Raw genomic sequence first — 15,445 nt, 5'->3', positions numbered from 1 at the left:
CGAAATCTGATTGTCGTGGTCCGAGCCGCGCAAATGCGCGAGCCCTACGAGGCAACGTGAGATTGATCCGCGTTTTGTAGAGCCACGATGCGCGGACCATCTAGACGACCGCGGACGTTGATGGACGTACACGGGCGCTTCAACAATTCGAACACGGCAGGCATCCTCAGTCGGACGCACTATGTCGGCTACTATCTCGATGGAAAGCAGAACGAGTTCAAGGAGCCCCTGCCAGAGGACCAGTGGATCACCGTGCCGTGCCCTGTGATCGTTTCCGATGAGGAGTTTCTGGAGGTCGCCGCGCTTCGGGCGAAGCGCTCTCCCAAAGTGACTGCCCCGCGGGTGGTGAGTGGGGTCACCATGCTTCCCGCCGAAATCGCACGTTGCGCGCAGCCTGGCTGTGGAGCCGGGCTCACCTATCGCACGGGTAAGAGTGGTCGCTACCACTACTACAACTGCAGCGCGCGGGTGAAGCAGGGCGCCGACGCGTGCGATCTACCTTCGATCCGGCGGGAAAAGCTCGACGCCGTCGTTATCGACGTGCTCGGCGAACGCGTCTTCGCGAGGGATCACCTTACAGCGCTTCTTGGCCATCTACTCGACCGATCAGCGGACACTGACAAGCGCCGCCGAAAGGATCTCGCCTTGGCCAAGAGCGAGCTGACCGGCGTTTCGAAGGCCATCACGAACCTGCTGCTCGCAATCGAGAGTGGCGCAATGCGACCCGACGAGCCTTTGTTCGTCGAGCGCATGGCACATAATCGAGCGCGGAAGAGTGTGCTGGAGGCGGACGTCCGCAACCTTGAGCGCCAGCTCTCTGGTCCGAAGAAGCGGATCACCAAAGAGATGATTGCCAGCTTCGGCGAGAAGATGAGGCAAGCGCTGTGGAATGGCGATCCCACGTTCCGCTCGGCCTATGTCCGGTTGTTCGTCGAACGGGTCGAGGTGTCAGCCGACGAGATCCGTATCTTCGGCTCCAAATCAGCCGTCGAGAAAACGCTAGCCGAAATCGACGAGCCGCTGACGGACCCGGTGCCCATCTTTGACCGGGAGTGGTGCCAGAAGAGAACTCGATAAGTTTAAATAAGTCTCTAAACCAATTCAACAATTCTATAACTGCTTGAAAAGCAATTTCCAATATATGGCCCGATCTAAATAGGCTGATACAGGATCGAGTCCGACATATATTACGATCGATCCCGCAATGTGTCAATTAATTCTATGGCGTTTCGCGCGGCGGGCATGACTGGGTCTCGCCTGTTGATCCGCCGACAAGTGGGTCGGTGCAGAACGGATTTATCGCGAAGACCGAACGGCACGCCTGGCAATAGATCGACGGCCGAAGGTTTGAGCAGTCATTCGCTCAGACCGAGGAGCTGCACCCAGAATTCGAGGGTAGAAAATGGACCTTCAGGCGCCTGTCCGCTTTCGATTCGTTAGAATTCGAAAGCGAAAGTTGGTTAGGTTCTGACGAGACTCAACTTTCATCCAGCTGGGATTACCCGTCGATTTTGTCGTCGCGCGAACGGTGACAGATCGATGCGCCACTTCTGGGCCTGCTCCGACGTGACGCCGTTGCGCTCGAGCCGTTCCAGCAGATCCTCATGCCGCGGCATGCCCATAACCAAGCGATAGGTCGCGAGCCTGTCCTTGAGCCGGGGCCAGTCCTCGTCCTCGCGGCTGCATGCCAGCATCGGGATGATACGTTGAATCTGGACAGATTGACTGTCCGGTAGAAATACCCAGTAAGGCGCCAGCGGATCATCTTTCGCGATCCGTGAAGCAGCAGCGAACATCACCTTCCAGGGATCGCTCTCTGCCTCGTTAGAGGCGTGGGCGAGGGTCGTTTCCGCGATGGCAGCCAAACCGGTCGCAGACGCGACGTTAAGTCGCACGGCGTGCCCCTTGTAGCGATGAACGCGGCCCTCTCGCTGTTCTAGTTCAACCGGTGAACGCGGGAGGTTCCAGTGCACCACGGCATGGCACCACGGATGAAAGTCGAGGCCTTCCTGGCCGACCGCGGTTGAAGCCAGCACGAACGGCCGAAATGGCGAGTTGAACGCGTTACGAACCGCGTCAAGACGGCTGACTGCTCCGTCGGCCTCCTTGATCTCAGCAAAGCGCAAGGCGTGCCGGCAGCGTAACGTGATTGTCCCGGCGCGGCTTCGGCCTCGCCCGCGGCGATCAAGACCATTTACCTCGATCGAAGCCCGCCGGATCGACAAGGCGTTGTACACAGCATCTGCCGCCTGAGCTGCCTTCTTGGCCGGTTTTTCATCAAACTGTGCAAGCCCGTCGGCCTCGAAATGGAGATGCTCGTCGAGGAGCGCCTGCAGGTTGCCATCAATGCAGTATTCGATAACCTGGCGCCAGTAGGGGAGGCTGCGGCCGGGGTGTTCAAGCTGCACCGCTGCAGCTGCGTCGCCGTGGTTGAAGAGCCCCTGAAAGCCTCGCGCGATCCTGAACGCTGCCGCCCTTAAAGCGGTCTCTGGCAGACCGACCCCCAGCGTTCTTCGCACTGCCCGGTAAGCACAATTTCCCGGAGAAGCGAGGGAAAGGCGGGCGAGAACGCTCGCCAGATCCCTCGGCCTGGCACCGAGCGTGCCGGGGTTATCCAGTATTTTCCGGACCGCGGCGGCGACAACGCCAAATTCCGCATCATTGGGGTAATCGCCGCTGAGCCAGGTGTTCAGTGCACCCTTGTCGTCGAGCAGGATCGGGGCAGCCCAATACCACCGCTGGTCGACCCGGCCACTGCCTCGCGGGAGTTTGTCTAGCTTCTGATTGATCGATGCTTTCGTCGCGTTAATCGCCTCGCGCTTTCCGAGCGCCCGCACGGATCGGAGCGCAAGCTGCAATGGATCGCCAATGTCCGCCAGCTCGCTGGACGGCAGCAGCAGGGACAAGGCCGCCATCGCCGCTGTAGGATCGCGATGACCCTGCCGGGACCTGCCAAGACGGAGCATGTCACCGAGCTTGCCAAATGCGGCATGGTTTTGCCCGGCCGCCCGCTTGCCGGCTCGGCGGCGCCTCCCACGCATCATCCTGAAGTCGGCGGCGAGCCGCCGCTCTGCTTCGTACGAGGCGATCGCGGAGATGGCATCGGGTGCCACTCGCCACTCGGTGAATACCAGATGCTTCAGCGATTTCGGCGCTGCGGCGAACGCGCCGCCGGGTGTCACATAGGGAAGCGCCGGCGGCACCCACAACAGCCGCTCCGCTCCCGGTGGTAACGCTCGTTGGACAAGGTCCCGCATGCGCGCAGACGCCGGCTCGAGCTTTTCCATGGCGCGGACGCTGGCGTGATCGAGCAGCAGACCACCTGCTGTGCCCTCGCGTCCGACGGTCCGGCCGTTGGCCCGCACTTCCCGGGCATCGGAAACCGCCTCAGCAGCGGCGGCGACGGCTGCAACCGCGGCAGTCCGGAACTGATAGTCCCGCATGAACTCGAGGAAGTACGGGGCCGACTTCCAGTAATCGAGGCCATCGCGCGTGTTCAGAAGCGAGGAAAGTCGGCGCGTTGCCAACGCCCCCGCAAGGTCACCATCCTGAGGCTCGAGCACGCGCACATCAGGGATGACCATGGCATCCTGCAATCCGCTCGACTGCGTCCTCTCGGTCCGGCTCATCACGCGCCGCAGCAGCGACTGCGCCCGGTCACGTGCCGCCATGACGGCAGAGCCGTCCGGCTGCGGTGCGCGTAGAGCATAGTCAAAAGCGTCGAGGGCTGCAGCCAGCAAGTCCGCCTGTTTGTCACCACCAAGAAAGCGCATCAGGCCCACAAAGTCGTCGTAGGACTTTTCCGTGGGATCACTCTGCCGTCCTGGCAAGCGGTACGGGGTTGCCGAGAGCAGCAGGACCCGGCGATCGGGCACCTCTTCACCGAGGAGCGTTGCGGCAAGCCGGACTGCGTGATCCGTGTCGATCCGCCGCCGGTCCAGCAGGTGAGCGAACTTCTGGAACTCGTCGACGATCACGAGGCCGCCTCCGGCGAGCGTCGCGGCGCTGCAATCCGCCAGTTCCTTTCTGAGCCGTCCCACCATCGAATTCCGGGATCGCCGCAGCTTCCGCCTCTCCTTCGGATCATTCACGTCTTCCAGCGTGCGCGCTTGCATGATTGCGTCACGCAGATCCGTGGCGAGCAGATCGTCCGACAGGACACGGCGGGCAAAGGCGCTGATGATGGACTGTTGCGGCTTCTCCTTCTTCAGCCGCCCGATGCGATCGTCCCAGGTCGCTTCGCTTACCTGCTGAAGAAGCAGCGTGAGCCCGTTGCCACGGAAGTGCGGCCGGAGGGCACGATAGATCAGCGCGCGCTCATCGACGCTGCCCGAGCTCGCCGTGACATTGAACGACGTCGTTGGGGTTAGCGCGAGATATCGGACACCTGCCTCGCGTTTCTCGGTGGCCAGTAGCGTCAGGCGCGTCGCCTGGGGCCTTCCTGGTGCGCCATCGGCCCTCAGCCGTTTAAGGTTCTGGCTGGCAACGGGCTGGCTCGAACAGAGGTAGACAATGTCGACATGCCGGCGGCCTGCGCGTTCCAGTGCTTCCTCAACCACTCGCTTCGCCACCACCGTCTTGCCCAGCCCCACTTCATCAGCGACGAGAAATCGTCGGGCAGGCGTGCGGTCTTTCCAGAAACGCCTAATGACTATTTCGGCGGTGCGCTGCTGGAAGGGAGCGGGGCCGCTCATAGGGGTGCCATCGCGGCATGGAGTTGTGCCCAGAGCCGCATGAACCCTGCAGGCGCGATAGCTTCAAGCCTTCCAGGCTCTAACGCATCGAGCGTGCGGCGGATCGACGACAGCGTCTCCGGGTCATCGGCCGCGGTCCGGACCAGTAGCTCGAGCAGCCCCGGCCGCGGCCCGGAGGACCAGCCCGGCCCCGCGCCTTCCCACTCGCCACCGCCGCCATCGCCGCCGCGTCCGGCGAGGTCACCGAGCATTCCGCGAACGAAATCGTAGAACCCCGCACGATCGGGGAGCAGATCTCGGACGACTGCCGCACTGCGCTCTGCCGCGTCGATGCCTTCAACCGGAATATTGAGACAGAATGCGACCGCGCGATCCTCGCTGCCAGCCTCGAACGTGACGAAGCCGGTGATCTGCTTGAGCTCGACCATCCCGGGCAGGGCAACGGATTCACCTCTCGCCAGCCGATCGCCGCAGAGAGCGCCGCGGTTTGAAGCCATGGTAGCGAGCCTGAACCGGAGGCTGGGCAGGTGCTTCCTGACATCTGGCCCAAGCGGACCCCCCGGAACCAGCGATACTCTCCACCCGTCGGCCTCGCGCTCACAGAAAAGCTTTAGGTCTGCCTCGGTGAGCACTTTTTTCGCACGCCGGTCGTCAAACGGCTTTGTCAGCGCCGCCGACGGGTCGGCGGGAGCGTAATCCTGAGCCACCGCTCCAAGTGACTTGTGGCCGAGGAGGTGATCGATACCCTCCGCTCCCACCTCCGCGGTGCAATCGAACGAGACCATGAACTCAACGTTGAGCCCCGCAGTTGCAGATCTCGTAGCGTTCATCGACCCGACCGCGGCGAAGACGCGCGCACCACGCTCCCAGATCAAAGCCTTGCCATGTAGTGCTGCGGACGAACTCCCGCCCTCGGCGGGCGGATCCAGCACCATGATGCGTCTGAATTGCTTCGATACCTCGGGCCAGCAGCGATCTATTGCGTCGGGTCTCGATATGATCGCCATCGCATCCTTGCTGTCCTTGGTAAGGTCGCCAAGAGCGCTCGCGGCCAGGAAGGGTGAAAGGAGCAGGAGGCGGTCGCTCGGCGGCTGCTTCCACTGATCGTCCGCGCGTATGCCAATCGCCTGAAACCGCGGTTTGCCGAGGTGGCCCGGCATGCGCCACGCCACCCTCGCGGCCTGCTCAGCAAGTTCTTCGAGAATTGCGAGGTGTGACGCCGCCACTGTGCGGCGGCCCAGCCCCGGCAGCTTGCGCAAAAGTAAGGACACCTCACACTCCGTGCTGACCGCGCCAGGGCGGCCCTCTGCCACCAGGCCGATGTCCCACGACCTGTCGCCAGTCAGGTTGCGGCTGAGAACGGCAACGCGCACCGTCGATCGCTCCTTTTCATCAATGAACCGCATCACCCAGAGCTTGGGGTGAAACGCCCCTCCATTCGGCGCCACGACCTCGTAGACCATTGGCTCGACTTCAATGATCGCCGGCGGGAGCATTGATGCGGCGTGAATCCCCCCGGCCTGACAGAACACCATCGTCCGGTCGCAGATCCCCTTCAGAGCGGCCAAGTCCGAGGGTCCGAACTGCTGTTTGCCGTCCTTGCGTGTGCCGAGCAGGTCGGTGACGATTGCGCCAGGCAAGGACAGGACGGTGTCCAGAGCCGCGGAGTACGTGCAGACGACAAGCGCATCGAAGCTGTGTCCGCCAGGCGGGCAGAGTATGTCGTAGATCGAGCAGCGGCCCTGGGAGGCGAGCATCAGCGTACCGCGAGCTCATTCAGGTATCTGCTGACCAGCGGCCAGCGATAGTCGATCTGGCCACCCGACTGGCCACGCCATTTTTCGCGCTGCTTGCTGAAGAGGATGCGCGATGTGCCCTTCGCTCGCTTTAGGCAAATCTCGCGCTGAGCCACTGCTTCGATGGCAGCGTGCGAACGCCCGAGATCGCGCTCCGACAGGCACAGACTGGCCCAACTCTGCACGAATTCGGTCACCCGCGAGTCGATCGAGTGGTGAACGATAGCGCCAAGGCTTTTCAACCGGGGCAGCTGCTCGAGAACGATCTCCGCATCGGCGCGCAGGAAGCCCTTCTGCCAGTCAAGCAGCGCGCCGGCGTAAGGCTTTCTCGTGCCGGCCGGCTCGCCGTCGTCGATCTTCAACTCGGCGACACGCAGATTGTAGAGCAAGGTCGCGCCGTACATCGTCCGGGAAAAGGCTGCTGCCAGCTTCAGGAGTTCCCGCGCCTTTTCGGGCAGACGCGATGCCCGCGGATGGTTCCAGGCCGAGTCCGTATCTACCTTGCGCCGGTAAGCCAGAAAGGTGGGGAACGCGTTATATGGCAGGCCGACCCCGTCGCGATCGACACAGGCCTTGCTCAGGTGAGTGCGGAGATACTCGGCTTCCTTTGATGTCAGCGAGAAGTCTAGACGATCGACCTCGGGAAAGCCGGGCGGCGGGCACGGCCGGTCGCGATCGAAACCGTAGCTGTCGGTCACGTCTTCGCCTTCCCATCGCGCTTCCAACCGCGCCCGGTCGCGGCGCGATGCTACCACTCGCGCCCAGCGCCACCGGTTGCCCGGGATCTTTCTGATGCCGAGCACCTGGAGGCCGTTCCAGTAAATCTCGCTGGGCATGCGGGCCAAGTCTTCCTGCGAACGGAAGCCGATCACGTTGTGTCCGCTGCCCAGATCGGACAGCCGCTTGATTACGCGTGTTTCGAGCCTGCGTAGTTCACTGCCGATCGCATCGGCGTCACGCTTTTGTGCGGCAAGTTCGCAGCACCACTGGACGAACAGAAAATAGCGGGCGTGCTGCTGGATCGTGCTGGTCCCGGGGAACAGCAGATCGGCGAATGTGTCGCGGATCGTTCCGAGCCCAAGCTCGTCGCGCGCGTCCTGCCCACTCGCTGCTCCTATCGCACGGAGCACCGACTGCTCATGCTCCGGGTCGTGATCGACCCAACCGAAGAAGCCCAACGGAATCACCCCCAACCGCCTGCGACGCGGACCGGCACATGGCCGGCGCAACATGCTTGCGCGTTAGCGCTGGTCAAGCTGCGATGCGAATACGCTCGCCGCACGCACGGCCTTTGCCGCTAAACTAGAACTGTCTGATTGCAGCCAACTGCCCCTCCCAGCAATAGCGGCTTTCAGCGCGGATAATTTGACAGACTAGGTCCAAATTGGTGCGCACTGGCGCCGTTGAACAACCACCAACCTACGAACCGTACCCCGACACCTATTCCTATAGTGATCTGGTCGGCGAAAGTAATATCATCAAATCCGTCCAAATCGGTTCAAATAAGTTTCCGGAGATTTCCGAGAAGCACGATTGTGACTCGAATACGCTTACCTCGACGACTAGTATGCCATCTACGGATGAAACGACTCGTGGGGCGGGGGCTTGCATGGGATTCGACGGTAGTTTCTTCGATCGCGGCCGTGTGGCTACTGGCCTGCTAGCTCTTGTCCTCGCTCCGCTTGATGGATGCGCCACCTTCTCCGACGATCGACCGGTCACGGTCTCCAGTACGGACGAGGCTGGGTCGCTTGAGATCACCCAGTCGTCTGTTGAGGCCTGGAGCTCTGCGGCGCCAGCGATCGCACCTAACTTCACGATGTCGGGCGATACAGCACTGACGAAGGTCGTGCCGACCACGGAGCGCATTAATCGGCAGATGCTCGATACTTTCATGGCGAGCCTTGGAATCGGATTGCCGACCAGCTCGTCGACCTCGGTCCTAACCAAAAAGTCGGTCGCTTCGGATCCCGCCGCCGGGACCGATGGCACCACGACCGAACTAACGGACACCACCAACAAGGGGCCGGGCTCTAGCCCGACGGTCTCTATGGCGACGGCGGGCGGCGCCTCGCTCCCAGCCGGCGGCGACGTATCGGGCGCCCTCGGCATCGATCCCTATGTCCAGTATCGCGGCGCCTATTACCTGAACCAGATGGTGCAGCTCATGAATCGCGAGGTGATAAACGCGCCTCTGCGCCGCTGTTACGCCCCCTATTTGGTGAAGCTTAAGGTCGCGGTCATCCCCTACAGGTCTCGCCTGCCTTACGCGATCCATGCGCGGGTCGGCTTCTTTGACGACGACTCCGACAACTACGAGTGGCTTGAGCCACCGGCCCCGAAGAACGCTGAGTCGGGCGGAACCGGAAAGGCAGAAGCGGTAGACGGTAGCACAGCCAAGAACCCGGCCGAGGACCAGAAGTCCGCGACTACCACTGCCGGCGCTGCCGCCAATGCAGGCGCAACTGCCACTTCGACGGGCTGCAGCATCCGGCTTGAGCCGATGGTCCTGCCGATCATCGCCGCCGACGATATGCAGGTGGCACTAAAGTCGAAGACGCTTGAAGTCGCACAGCAACTTGGTCTCGCGCTCAACTTCATGGTCAGCGGTGTCGGTGGCAATGTCGGCGCAAGCAACCTGAAGCAGTCCCTCAGCGCAATCCTCAGTAATGATCTCTCGAGCGCGCTCACCGTGACGCGTTCGAGCCAGAACACGCTCTACATGCGCATCGCGCCCAATAATGAGCCTTCGGGCGAACCGTCTATGACGGGTCAGACATACGACATCGCGGCGCTCGTGCTCGTCCCGCTGGAATACCTGAACAGGAAGAAAGCGAGCGATCCGGCCGTGCTCTTCGACTTGGTGACAGAGTTCCGGGACGCCCGCACTGGCGGAATCCTTTCGGGGCCGAACGAAGTCCGTCGGGCGCAGATTCTCGACAGGGCAGTGGCTCCGTTCCTCACGGCCGATATGGCGAGATCTTGGGCGGCGCTCAAGGCAGCCGACAAGGCCCTCGTGGGCGAGAGGCTCAGCCGGGCTTCGGTCTCATCGAGCGTCATTTACCTCAGGGCGGCGATGGGTTGCCTGCCGCCTGCGGATTTCCCGGCCGACAACGCCAGGGAGAACGATCCGAAAGCGCTGACCCTGATGATATCGTGCGCAAGGAAGTTCGAGGAGAGGCGAGCCCGCAGTCTGATGACGTCGATCGGCAGCTATGTTGCCGACAACCCAATCAAGGGCGGTACGCTCACCATTCCCGCTCCGGTGGACATCGATGTTCCGGATCAGACCTTGCTCGTGAACGACAACGGTACGAGTGCCGCGAGCGCCGTCCTGTTAGGCGTCCAGGGCGCGGCGTCGGCCAAGGTGCAGGGCTCACTCAAGCTCAAGATCGCCGGAACCGGCGAAACCCGTGGCGTCCCGATCACCAGTTCCATCTTGGATCCCCTTGCCCGGACGCTCACCCTGACCTTCCCGACGCCGATCTCCTACAAGTCTGACGGCGAGAAGTGGGAGACGAACGGCAACACGCTCGAGATGAGCTTCGCTTGCGACAATGAGCGCGAGTGGTGCCCCAAACTGCTTGCGGACGGCAACTTGGTGAAGACGGTGAACGTGCAACTCATCACTAAGCCGGCCGACGTGGTCGGCGTCTCCAAGGTCGAGCTAACGGCCTCCTCGAAGAAGATCATCTACGATGGAGCAACGGGAACAATTCAGCTTACGGTAGGTAGCCTGAGCGCCAAGGAGACGGCCACACTTACGATTACCGGCGGTGACATCGTGTCGGCCGCCGACAGCGTCATCGGAGCGTTAGCGATCACCAGCGATGGCGTCGTCGTCCCGAAGAGCGGACGACTGACACTCAACCTCAATAACCTCACGGGCGAGGACGTCACTTTCAAGGTCAACGCTAAGATCGGGACCAAGACTACTGGTTTTGCGACCGTTACGCTTCCCTTGGCTCTCAAGGCCAAGCCAGCAGGAGATAAATAATGCAAATAGGTGGACTTTCGTGCCCGGGCTGCCCTGACTTCAAATACGCTCTGACGGCGCGGAACGTGAGGTTCAACGTCGAAGATCCACATGTCGACGAGGCGGCCATCGACGCCGTACACACGGGGCCGACGATCGTGGCTGCGCCCGGACATATCATGGTCGTCTACCGCGGACACAAGGATCCCATCACGATCGACGACGGACAGATACTGTCGCTCTGCGAAGGAGATGTGGTGCGGGTGCTTTCGAAGGATGACCACAACTCAAAGTAGGAGCAGCGGCGGGAAGCGTATGGCGGCTTTTGCGATAGATGGCACCTAGCCCGAACGAGAGAAATTAAGGTGCGACACCGCCATCCGGAACCGCCCGCTAAGTTACGATGTGGTTCGACTGGAATGATGTGGCGAGTGATCCTGCCCATTAATATGACTCGAAAGGGGGTAACGCTATGCCAGTGCTGAACACGCCGGCAGTCTTCACACTGTTTGCCGCTTCTTTCGCCCTTGCGGTCTACCTGCGGGCTGTCAGCTCGGATTCACAGAAAGCTGTAGAGGCGTTAATGCAGGAATCGGCTAATCGCGTCTGGCCACTTTCGGAAGCTTTCACTCAAGAGCGTATCCGGCTTCTGCGTCGAACACGCCAAATCATCGAGGGCGTTACACCTTGGGTTTGTCTATAGCACCGCGCTTGGGATCCGCATCACGGCCTACGCCATCGCTCCGACCATGGCAGGGTGCTCCTTGACCGTATTCTACTGGATCGACCTTTTTCTTCTCATTTGGCCGCCTATAGGCGTGGCGGGGATGTTCGCCGCACACGCTGCCTTGAAGCGGACGGAGGTGGTCATTCGGCGGAACATGGAATGCTTCTTTGACTCGAAACTCCAGCGGATCACGTAATCCGAATCCCTCGATCACCTCAGCTCCTCGCCTTCGCCACGCTTGAGCTAGGTACTCGAAACTCTTCCACGACGGCCCAAGCCCGATATATCAGCTTTGCCGTTCATTACCCGTAGCGCCTGCGGCTTATAACTGGGGTTTATAGGTGTGGGTCGACCGGGCAATCAGGAAAATCAGGGAGCGGTTCAAGCGCCCCAATAAGGCCGCCGATCTGCTCCTGTTAGATATGGGCGGCCGGGCTCACCGAAACTATCGATACTCTGCGGACGCTTTTTCTGTCACTTTAGCTGCGCATAGGATCAACCATCTCCGGCCGCGTAGAACATCGGGTTGCGCATCCAGTCGCTGACATCGGATTCACGCCACCCGACGCAGCGGGCGGCAATCTGCACCTGTGCCGGAAACGTACCCTGGTCGACCTTGCGATAGAGGGTAGAGCGGCTGAGGCCAGTGCGGTCGAGAACGGCGTTGAGCCGGAGGATACGGTCGGGGGTGCCGGTCATAATATGATCCTGTCTGCATTGGTTTGGCGCCCCGCGGACAGGATTGAGATTGGTCGGAGCGCCCGCAAGGGGGGCAGGTCCGAAGTGCACCGTAGATCGCCCAACAGAGCCCAAAAAGATGCTCTGGCGTAGGGGGTGATTTTCGAGGCAGGAATCCCAGGGCGTCTCACGCCTTCGGCATGACCGCGCTCTACGCCGCTTGCGCGCCGCCGAGTCGCTTCGCGTCTCGGTCCATTCGGATGACGATCGCATGACGTGTGCCGGAGCTTCGCTCCGGTCTACGGACATCGCGCAGGCGCGATGGCGTTGTGCCTCCGGCACGCGGTTTGGCGGGGTGGGCGTCGCTTCCCTGTAGTCCCGCCGCGGCGTGCCGCAACTCCGGCTGCGCCGGAGTCCTCCTCTTCGTTTCGGCCCTGTCGGGTGCGGCCCGCCTTTATCGGCGGGACTGTCGGTCCGCTCCTGCCGCCCACCCCGCCATTCCGGCGCCGGTTGCGGTGGTTTGGGAGTAAGGAAGATGAAGAACGGGACCGAGAACCATCGGCAGAGCCTCTATGCCGAGGTGACGTCGCGGGTGATCGCCGAACTGGAAGCGGGACGTCTGCCCTGGGTGCAGCCTTGGGACAGCGCGGCGTGTGGTTGCACCATGCCGCATAATGCCGGGACGGGGCGGCGCTATTCGGGAATAAACGTGTTGATCCTGTGGGCGGCGGTGATCCAGGGCGGCTATTCGTCGCAGCGTTGGCTGACCTATCGGCAGGCACAAGCGGCGGGCGGCAATGTCCGGCGTGGCGAACGTGGGACTGTCGTTTGTTACGCCGATCGTTTTACGCCCAAGGCCGAGGAGGCGCGGGCACAGGACGAGGATCGCGACGCGCGGCAGATTGCGTTCCTCAAGCGGTTTACCGTGTTCAATGTCGATCAGTGCGAGGGGCTGCCTGAGGCATTGACCAGCGTGCCCGACCTTCCGGCGGACGTCGATATGATCCCGAGCGTGCAAGCACTAATCCGAACAAGCGGCGCGGATTTTCGGATCGAAGGCGGCGAAGCCTATTATTCGCCGGGCGCCGACTTCGTCGCGGTACCGCCACCGGCCGCGTTTGCCGAGCGGATCAACTGGTATCGCACAGCCTTGCACGAGCTTGGCCATTGGACCGGGCATAGCAGCCGGCTCGATCGCAATCAGACAGGCGCGTTTGGGAGCGCAGACTATGCGCGCGAGGAACTGGTCGCGGAAATGGCGAGCGCCTTTGCCTGCGCGTCGCTGTCGATCCAGCCGACAGTACGGCATGCGGATTATATCGGTTCCTGGCTGGCCGTGTTGCGGGAGAACGAAAGGGCGATCTTCCGCGCGGCGAGTGCTGCCAGCAAGGCGGCCGACTATCTCCTGCAATTCGCGCAAGGCGATGAGGAGGCAGGGCAATGACCGCCCGCAGCAAGCGCGCCTTGGAACGGTCGCTCGCGTCCTTTGAAGATGTCGCAGACAACGCGGTCGACCCCGCAGAACTGGCCAGGCTCGACCATGCGGTGCGGCGCCTGCCCCGACGGCAGCGCGAGATATTCCTGTCGGTTCGTCTCGATAACCTCAGCTATCCCGAGATTGCCGAGCGGACCGGGCTTAGCGTCAGGGAGGTTGAACGCCACTTCGCGGACAGCCTGCTCAGCATTTACTACGCGCTCAATCGACCCGCGCGCGAGCCGATTTGGAAGCGGCTGGTTCGGTGCCTGAAGGCAAGGAAGAGTCGATGATATGTCGATAGCCTCGCCGCCTTGCCGGCGAGGCTGTCCGTAGCGCGATCGTGCCGTTAGGATGAGCCGCAATGCGAACCGATTTCGATCATCTGCCCGACCGGAAGCGACGTGACCTCGAACGTATCGTGCAGATTCTGTTCGCGGAATTCGAGGACGCGACCGCGCTCGCCACCCAGAAATGGAAGAAGCAGGGGCGCATCCTCAAGGTGATCCTCTACGGCTCCTATGCACGTGGCGATTGGGTCGAGGACCCGGTCGGCGGCTATTATTCCGACTATGACATTCTCGTCGTCGTCAACGACAAGCGCCTGACCGATCCGGTCGAATATTGGGCCAAGGCCGATGACCATTTTGTTCGCGAGGTGACGATCTCGAAGCGCATTAGTGCGCCGGTCACGTTCATCGTGCACAGCCTTACCGAAGTGAACGACCAGCTAGTTCACGGTCGCCCGTTCTTCATCGATGCGATCGAGCAAGGCGTCGCTCTCTACGAAGCGGAGGGGTACCCTTTCGCAACGCCTCGGCCGCTAACCGAGAAAGCGGCGCGGGCCGAAGCGCAGAAGCACTTTGATTATTGGTACGAACAGGCGGAAAGCGCTCGCCTTGGCGCCAGCTTCTATATCGACAGCGACAAACCCCGGGACGCCGCATTTCTGCTGCATCAAACCGCCGAACGCTTGTATCATTGCGTGCTGTTAACGCTGACCCTCTACAGCCCGAAGTCTCACAAGCTCAATTTTCTGCGAGGCTTGGCGGAGCCATTGGTGCTCGACCTAATCCAGGTCTGGCCGCGTGACACCAAGTTCGGGCGGCGCTGTTTCGAACTGCTCCAGCAGGCCTATGTGAACGCCCGCTACTCGCCCCATTACAAGATCACGCCGGAAGAGCTGGAATGGCTCGCCGAGCGGATAGAGCTTTTGCAGACGCTGGTGAAGGAGGCGTGCGAAAAGCGGCTCGCGCCGCACGGCTAGGCCGCGCGACGCTCGCTGACTTTCAGGCCGTCGTCGACATTCGTGGCGCGCGCTTGGCGGGCGCGGGCGCCGCGGCCTCTGCGCCGGCACGGGCGGCCCGGCCCTTGGCGCCGAGGCCAATCTTGTGCGCCATCGCGCGACGTTGTTCCGAATAGTTCGGTGCGACCATCGGGTAATCGGCCTTGAGGCTGTAGCGTTCGCGATATTCCTCAGGCGTCAGGCCATGCGTCGAGAGATGGCGGCGCAGCGTCTTGTACGGCTTACCGTCGATCATCGAGATGATGTGATCCTTCGACGCAAGCGACTTCCGGACCGAGACGGCCGGCGTGTATTCGGCGGTCGCTTCTTCGGTAGCGGTCTCCCCGGATTCCGCCGATGTCGCGAGTTCGTTCACCGCCTGGTGCATCTTGGCGAGAAACGCCGGAACTTCGTCGGCCGTCGCGCGCGTGTTCGGATTGGATAGCCACGCGATCGTAAGTTCGGTCGCCAGTTCCACCGGATTGAGGGCAGTGTCTTCGCTCATAAATTCTCCCAAGGAACGGCGCGCTTGATTGCACCGTTCGAATTACATCCAAAATGGATGTTTCGCCAGCGTAGCGGAAATCGCGACTAGTCTGATGGCGTCGTTTGTCCAGCATCAAACCCGCGCTTTCCGCGCCGACGCCAAAGCAGGATACTGTTCTCGCGCTCGTCGGTGCGCAATATCGCCGCGCTTTCCAGCAGCAATCCGAAGATCACGGCGCGGTCGTCATCAGTAAGTTCGATGAGCCCTGACTTGGCGACTAGGCCGCCAAGCTCGATCAAGTGTCGCGTACGCTCGCTGCGCTTCATGA

Annotated in this window: 12 protein-coding genes; 6 read left to right on the top strand and 6 right to left on the bottom strand. The window is 61.8% G+C overall.

What is annotated here, in order from left to right:
* The first annotated feature begins 120 nt into the window (after positions 1–120).
* Complete coding sequence (locus tag ACTHJR_RS12680; protein ID WP_440523595.1) at positions 121–1,077, top strand: recombinase zinc beta ribbon domain-containing protein; 957 nt, start codon at positions 121–123, stop codon at positions 1,075–1,077.
* A gap of 407 nt (positions 1,078–1,484) precedes the next feature.
* Here ACTHJR_RS12680 and ACTHJR_RS12675 read toward each other — a convergent pair whose 3' ends face one another.
* Genes ACTHJR_RS12675 through ACTHJR_RS12665 form a run of 3 tightly spaced genes read right to left on the bottom strand, consistent with a single transcriptional unit; the run spans position 1,485 to position 7,668 of the window.
* Positions 1,485–4,694 carry a helicase-related protein gene (locus ACTHJR_RS12675; RefSeq protein WP_440523594.1) on the bottom strand — a complete coding sequence of 1,070 codons (3,210 nt, stop codon included), beginning with the start codon at positions 4,692–4,694 and terminating at the stop codon, positions 1,485–1,487.
* Entirely contained in the window at positions 4,691–6,451 is a 1,761-nt protein-coding gene (locus tag ACTHJR_RS12670; protein WP_440523593.1) for a phospholipase D family protein, read from the bottom strand. Before ACTHJR_RS12670 ends, ACTHJR_RS12675 begins: the two co-directional genes overlap by 4 nt.
* Positions 6,451–7,668 carry a DUF6361 family protein gene (locus ACTHJR_RS12665; RefSeq protein ID WP_440523592.1) on the bottom strand — a complete coding sequence of 406 codons (1,218 nt, stop codon included), beginning with the start codon at positions 7,666–7,668 and terminating at the stop codon, positions 6,451–6,453. Before ACTHJR_RS12665 ends, ACTHJR_RS12670 begins: the two co-directional genes overlap by 1 nt.
* Before the next feature lie 209 nt (positions 7,669–7,877).
* On the opposite strand from ACTHJR_RS12665, the gene ACTHJR_RS12660 reads away from it, so the two are divergent.
* Positions 7,878–10,487 carry a hypothetical protein gene (locus ACTHJR_RS12660; protein ID WP_440523591.1) on the top strand — a complete coding sequence of 870 codons (2,610 nt, stop codon included), beginning with the start codon at positions 7,878–7,880 and terminating at the stop codon, positions 10,485–10,487.
* A 65-nt stretch (positions 10,488–10,552) separates the two neighbouring features.
* Positions 10,553–10,762: a hypothetical protein gene (locus tag ACTHJR_RS12655; RefSeq protein ID WP_440523590.1), complete on the top strand. Its 210-nt coding sequence runs from the start codon at positions 10,553–10,555 to the stop codon at positions 10,760–10,762.
* Positions 10,763–11,688: 926 nt separating this feature from the next.
* On the opposite strand, the gene ACTHJR_RS12650 is transcribed toward ACTHJR_RS12655, so the two are convergent.
* Complete coding sequence (locus ACTHJR_RS12650; RefSeq protein ID WP_440523589.1) at positions 11,689–11,892, bottom strand: helix-turn-helix transcriptional regulator; 204 nt, start codon at positions 11,890–11,892, stop codon at positions 11,689–11,691.
* A gap of 514 nt (positions 11,893–12,406) precedes the next feature.
* On the opposite strand from ACTHJR_RS12650, the gene ACTHJR_RS12645 reads away from it, so the two are divergent.
* The 3 genes from ACTHJR_RS12645 (at position 12,407) to ACTHJR_RS12635 (ending at position 14,612) form a co-directional block, all read left to right on the top strand.
* Positions 12,407–13,315, top strand: a complete 909-nt coding sequence (locus tag ACTHJR_RS12645) for an ArdC family protein (protein ID WP_440523588.1) — start codon at positions 12,407–12,409, stop codon at positions 13,313–13,315.
* On the top strand, positions 13,312–13,638 hold the full coding sequence (locus ACTHJR_RS12640; protein ID WP_440523587.1) for a sigma factor-like helix-turn-helix DNA-binding protein: 327 nt from the start codon (positions 13,312–13,314) through the stop codon (positions 13,636–13,638). Before ACTHJR_RS12645 ends, ACTHJR_RS12640 begins: the two co-directional genes overlap by 4 nt.
* A 71-nt stretch (positions 13,639–13,709) precedes the next feature.
* Positions 13,710–14,612 carry a HEPN domain-containing protein gene (locus tag ACTHJR_RS12635; protein WP_440523586.1) on the top strand — a complete coding sequence of 301 codons (903 nt, stop codon included), beginning with the start codon at positions 13,710–13,712 and terminating at the stop codon, positions 14,610–14,612.
* Positions 14,613–14,634: 22 nt separating this feature from the next.
* Here ACTHJR_RS12635 and ACTHJR_RS12630 read toward each other — a convergent pair whose 3' ends face one another.
* Both ACTHJR_RS12630 and ACTHJR_RS12625 read right to left on the bottom strand, forming a co-directional pair.
* Positions 14,635–15,135: a MucR family transcriptional regulator gene (locus ACTHJR_RS12630; RefSeq protein ID WP_440523585.1), complete on the bottom strand. Its 501-nt coding sequence runs from the start codon at positions 15,133–15,135 to the stop codon at positions 14,635–14,637.
* Between the two features lie 86 nt (positions 15,136–15,221).
* On the bottom strand, positions 15,222–15,443 hold the full coding sequence (locus ACTHJR_RS12625; protein WP_440523584.1) for a conjugal transfer protein TraD: 222 nt from the start codon (positions 15,441–15,443) through the stop codon (positions 15,222–15,224).
* Positions 15,444–15,445: the final 2 nt, after the last annotated feature.

Source organism: Sphingomonas sp., assembly GCF_051962185.1.
Classification (GTDB): Bacteria; Pseudomonadota; Alphaproteobacteria; order Sphingomonadales; family Sphingomonadaceae; genus Sphingomonas.
Note: the sequence above shows the minus strand (reverse complement) of the source record. Positions and strands in the feature narration are given on the sequence as shown.

Coding starts and splice junctions, on each gene's coding strand:
- ACTHJR_RS12680 (WP_440523595.1), top strand. CDS start 121: ATGGACGTACACGGGCGCTTCAACAATTCGAACACGGCAGGCATCCTC.
- ACTHJR_RS12650 (WP_440523589.1), bottom strand. CDS start 11,892: ATGACCGGCACCCCCGACCGTATCCTCCGGCTCAACGCCGTTCTCGAC.
- ACTHJR_RS12640 (WP_440523587.1), top strand. CDS start 13,312: ATGACCGCCCGCAGCAAGCGCGCCTTGGAACGGTCGCTCGCGTCCTTT.
- ACTHJR_RS12645 (WP_440523588.1), top strand. CDS start 12,407: ATGAAGAACGGGACCGAGAACCATCGGCAGAGCCTCTATGCCGAGGTG.
- ACTHJR_RS12635 (WP_440523586.1), top strand. CDS start 13,710: ATGCGAACCGATTTCGATCATCTGCCCGACCGGAAGCGACGTGACCTC.
- ACTHJR_RS12670 (WP_440523593.1), bottom strand. CDS start 6,451: ATGCTCGCCTCCCAGGGCCGCTGCTCGATCTACGACATACTCTGCCCG.
- ACTHJR_RS12625 (WP_440523584.1), bottom strand. CDS start 15,443: ATGAAGCGCAGCGAGCGTACGCGACACTTGATCGAGCTTGGCGGCCTA.
- ACTHJR_RS12630 (WP_440523585.1), bottom strand. CDS start 15,135: ATGAGCGAAGACACTGCCCTCAATCCGGTGGAACTGGCGACCGAACTT.
- ACTHJR_RS12675 (WP_440523594.1), bottom strand. CDS start 4,694: ATGAGCGGCCCCGCTCCCTTCCAGCAGCGCACCGCCGAAATAGTCATT.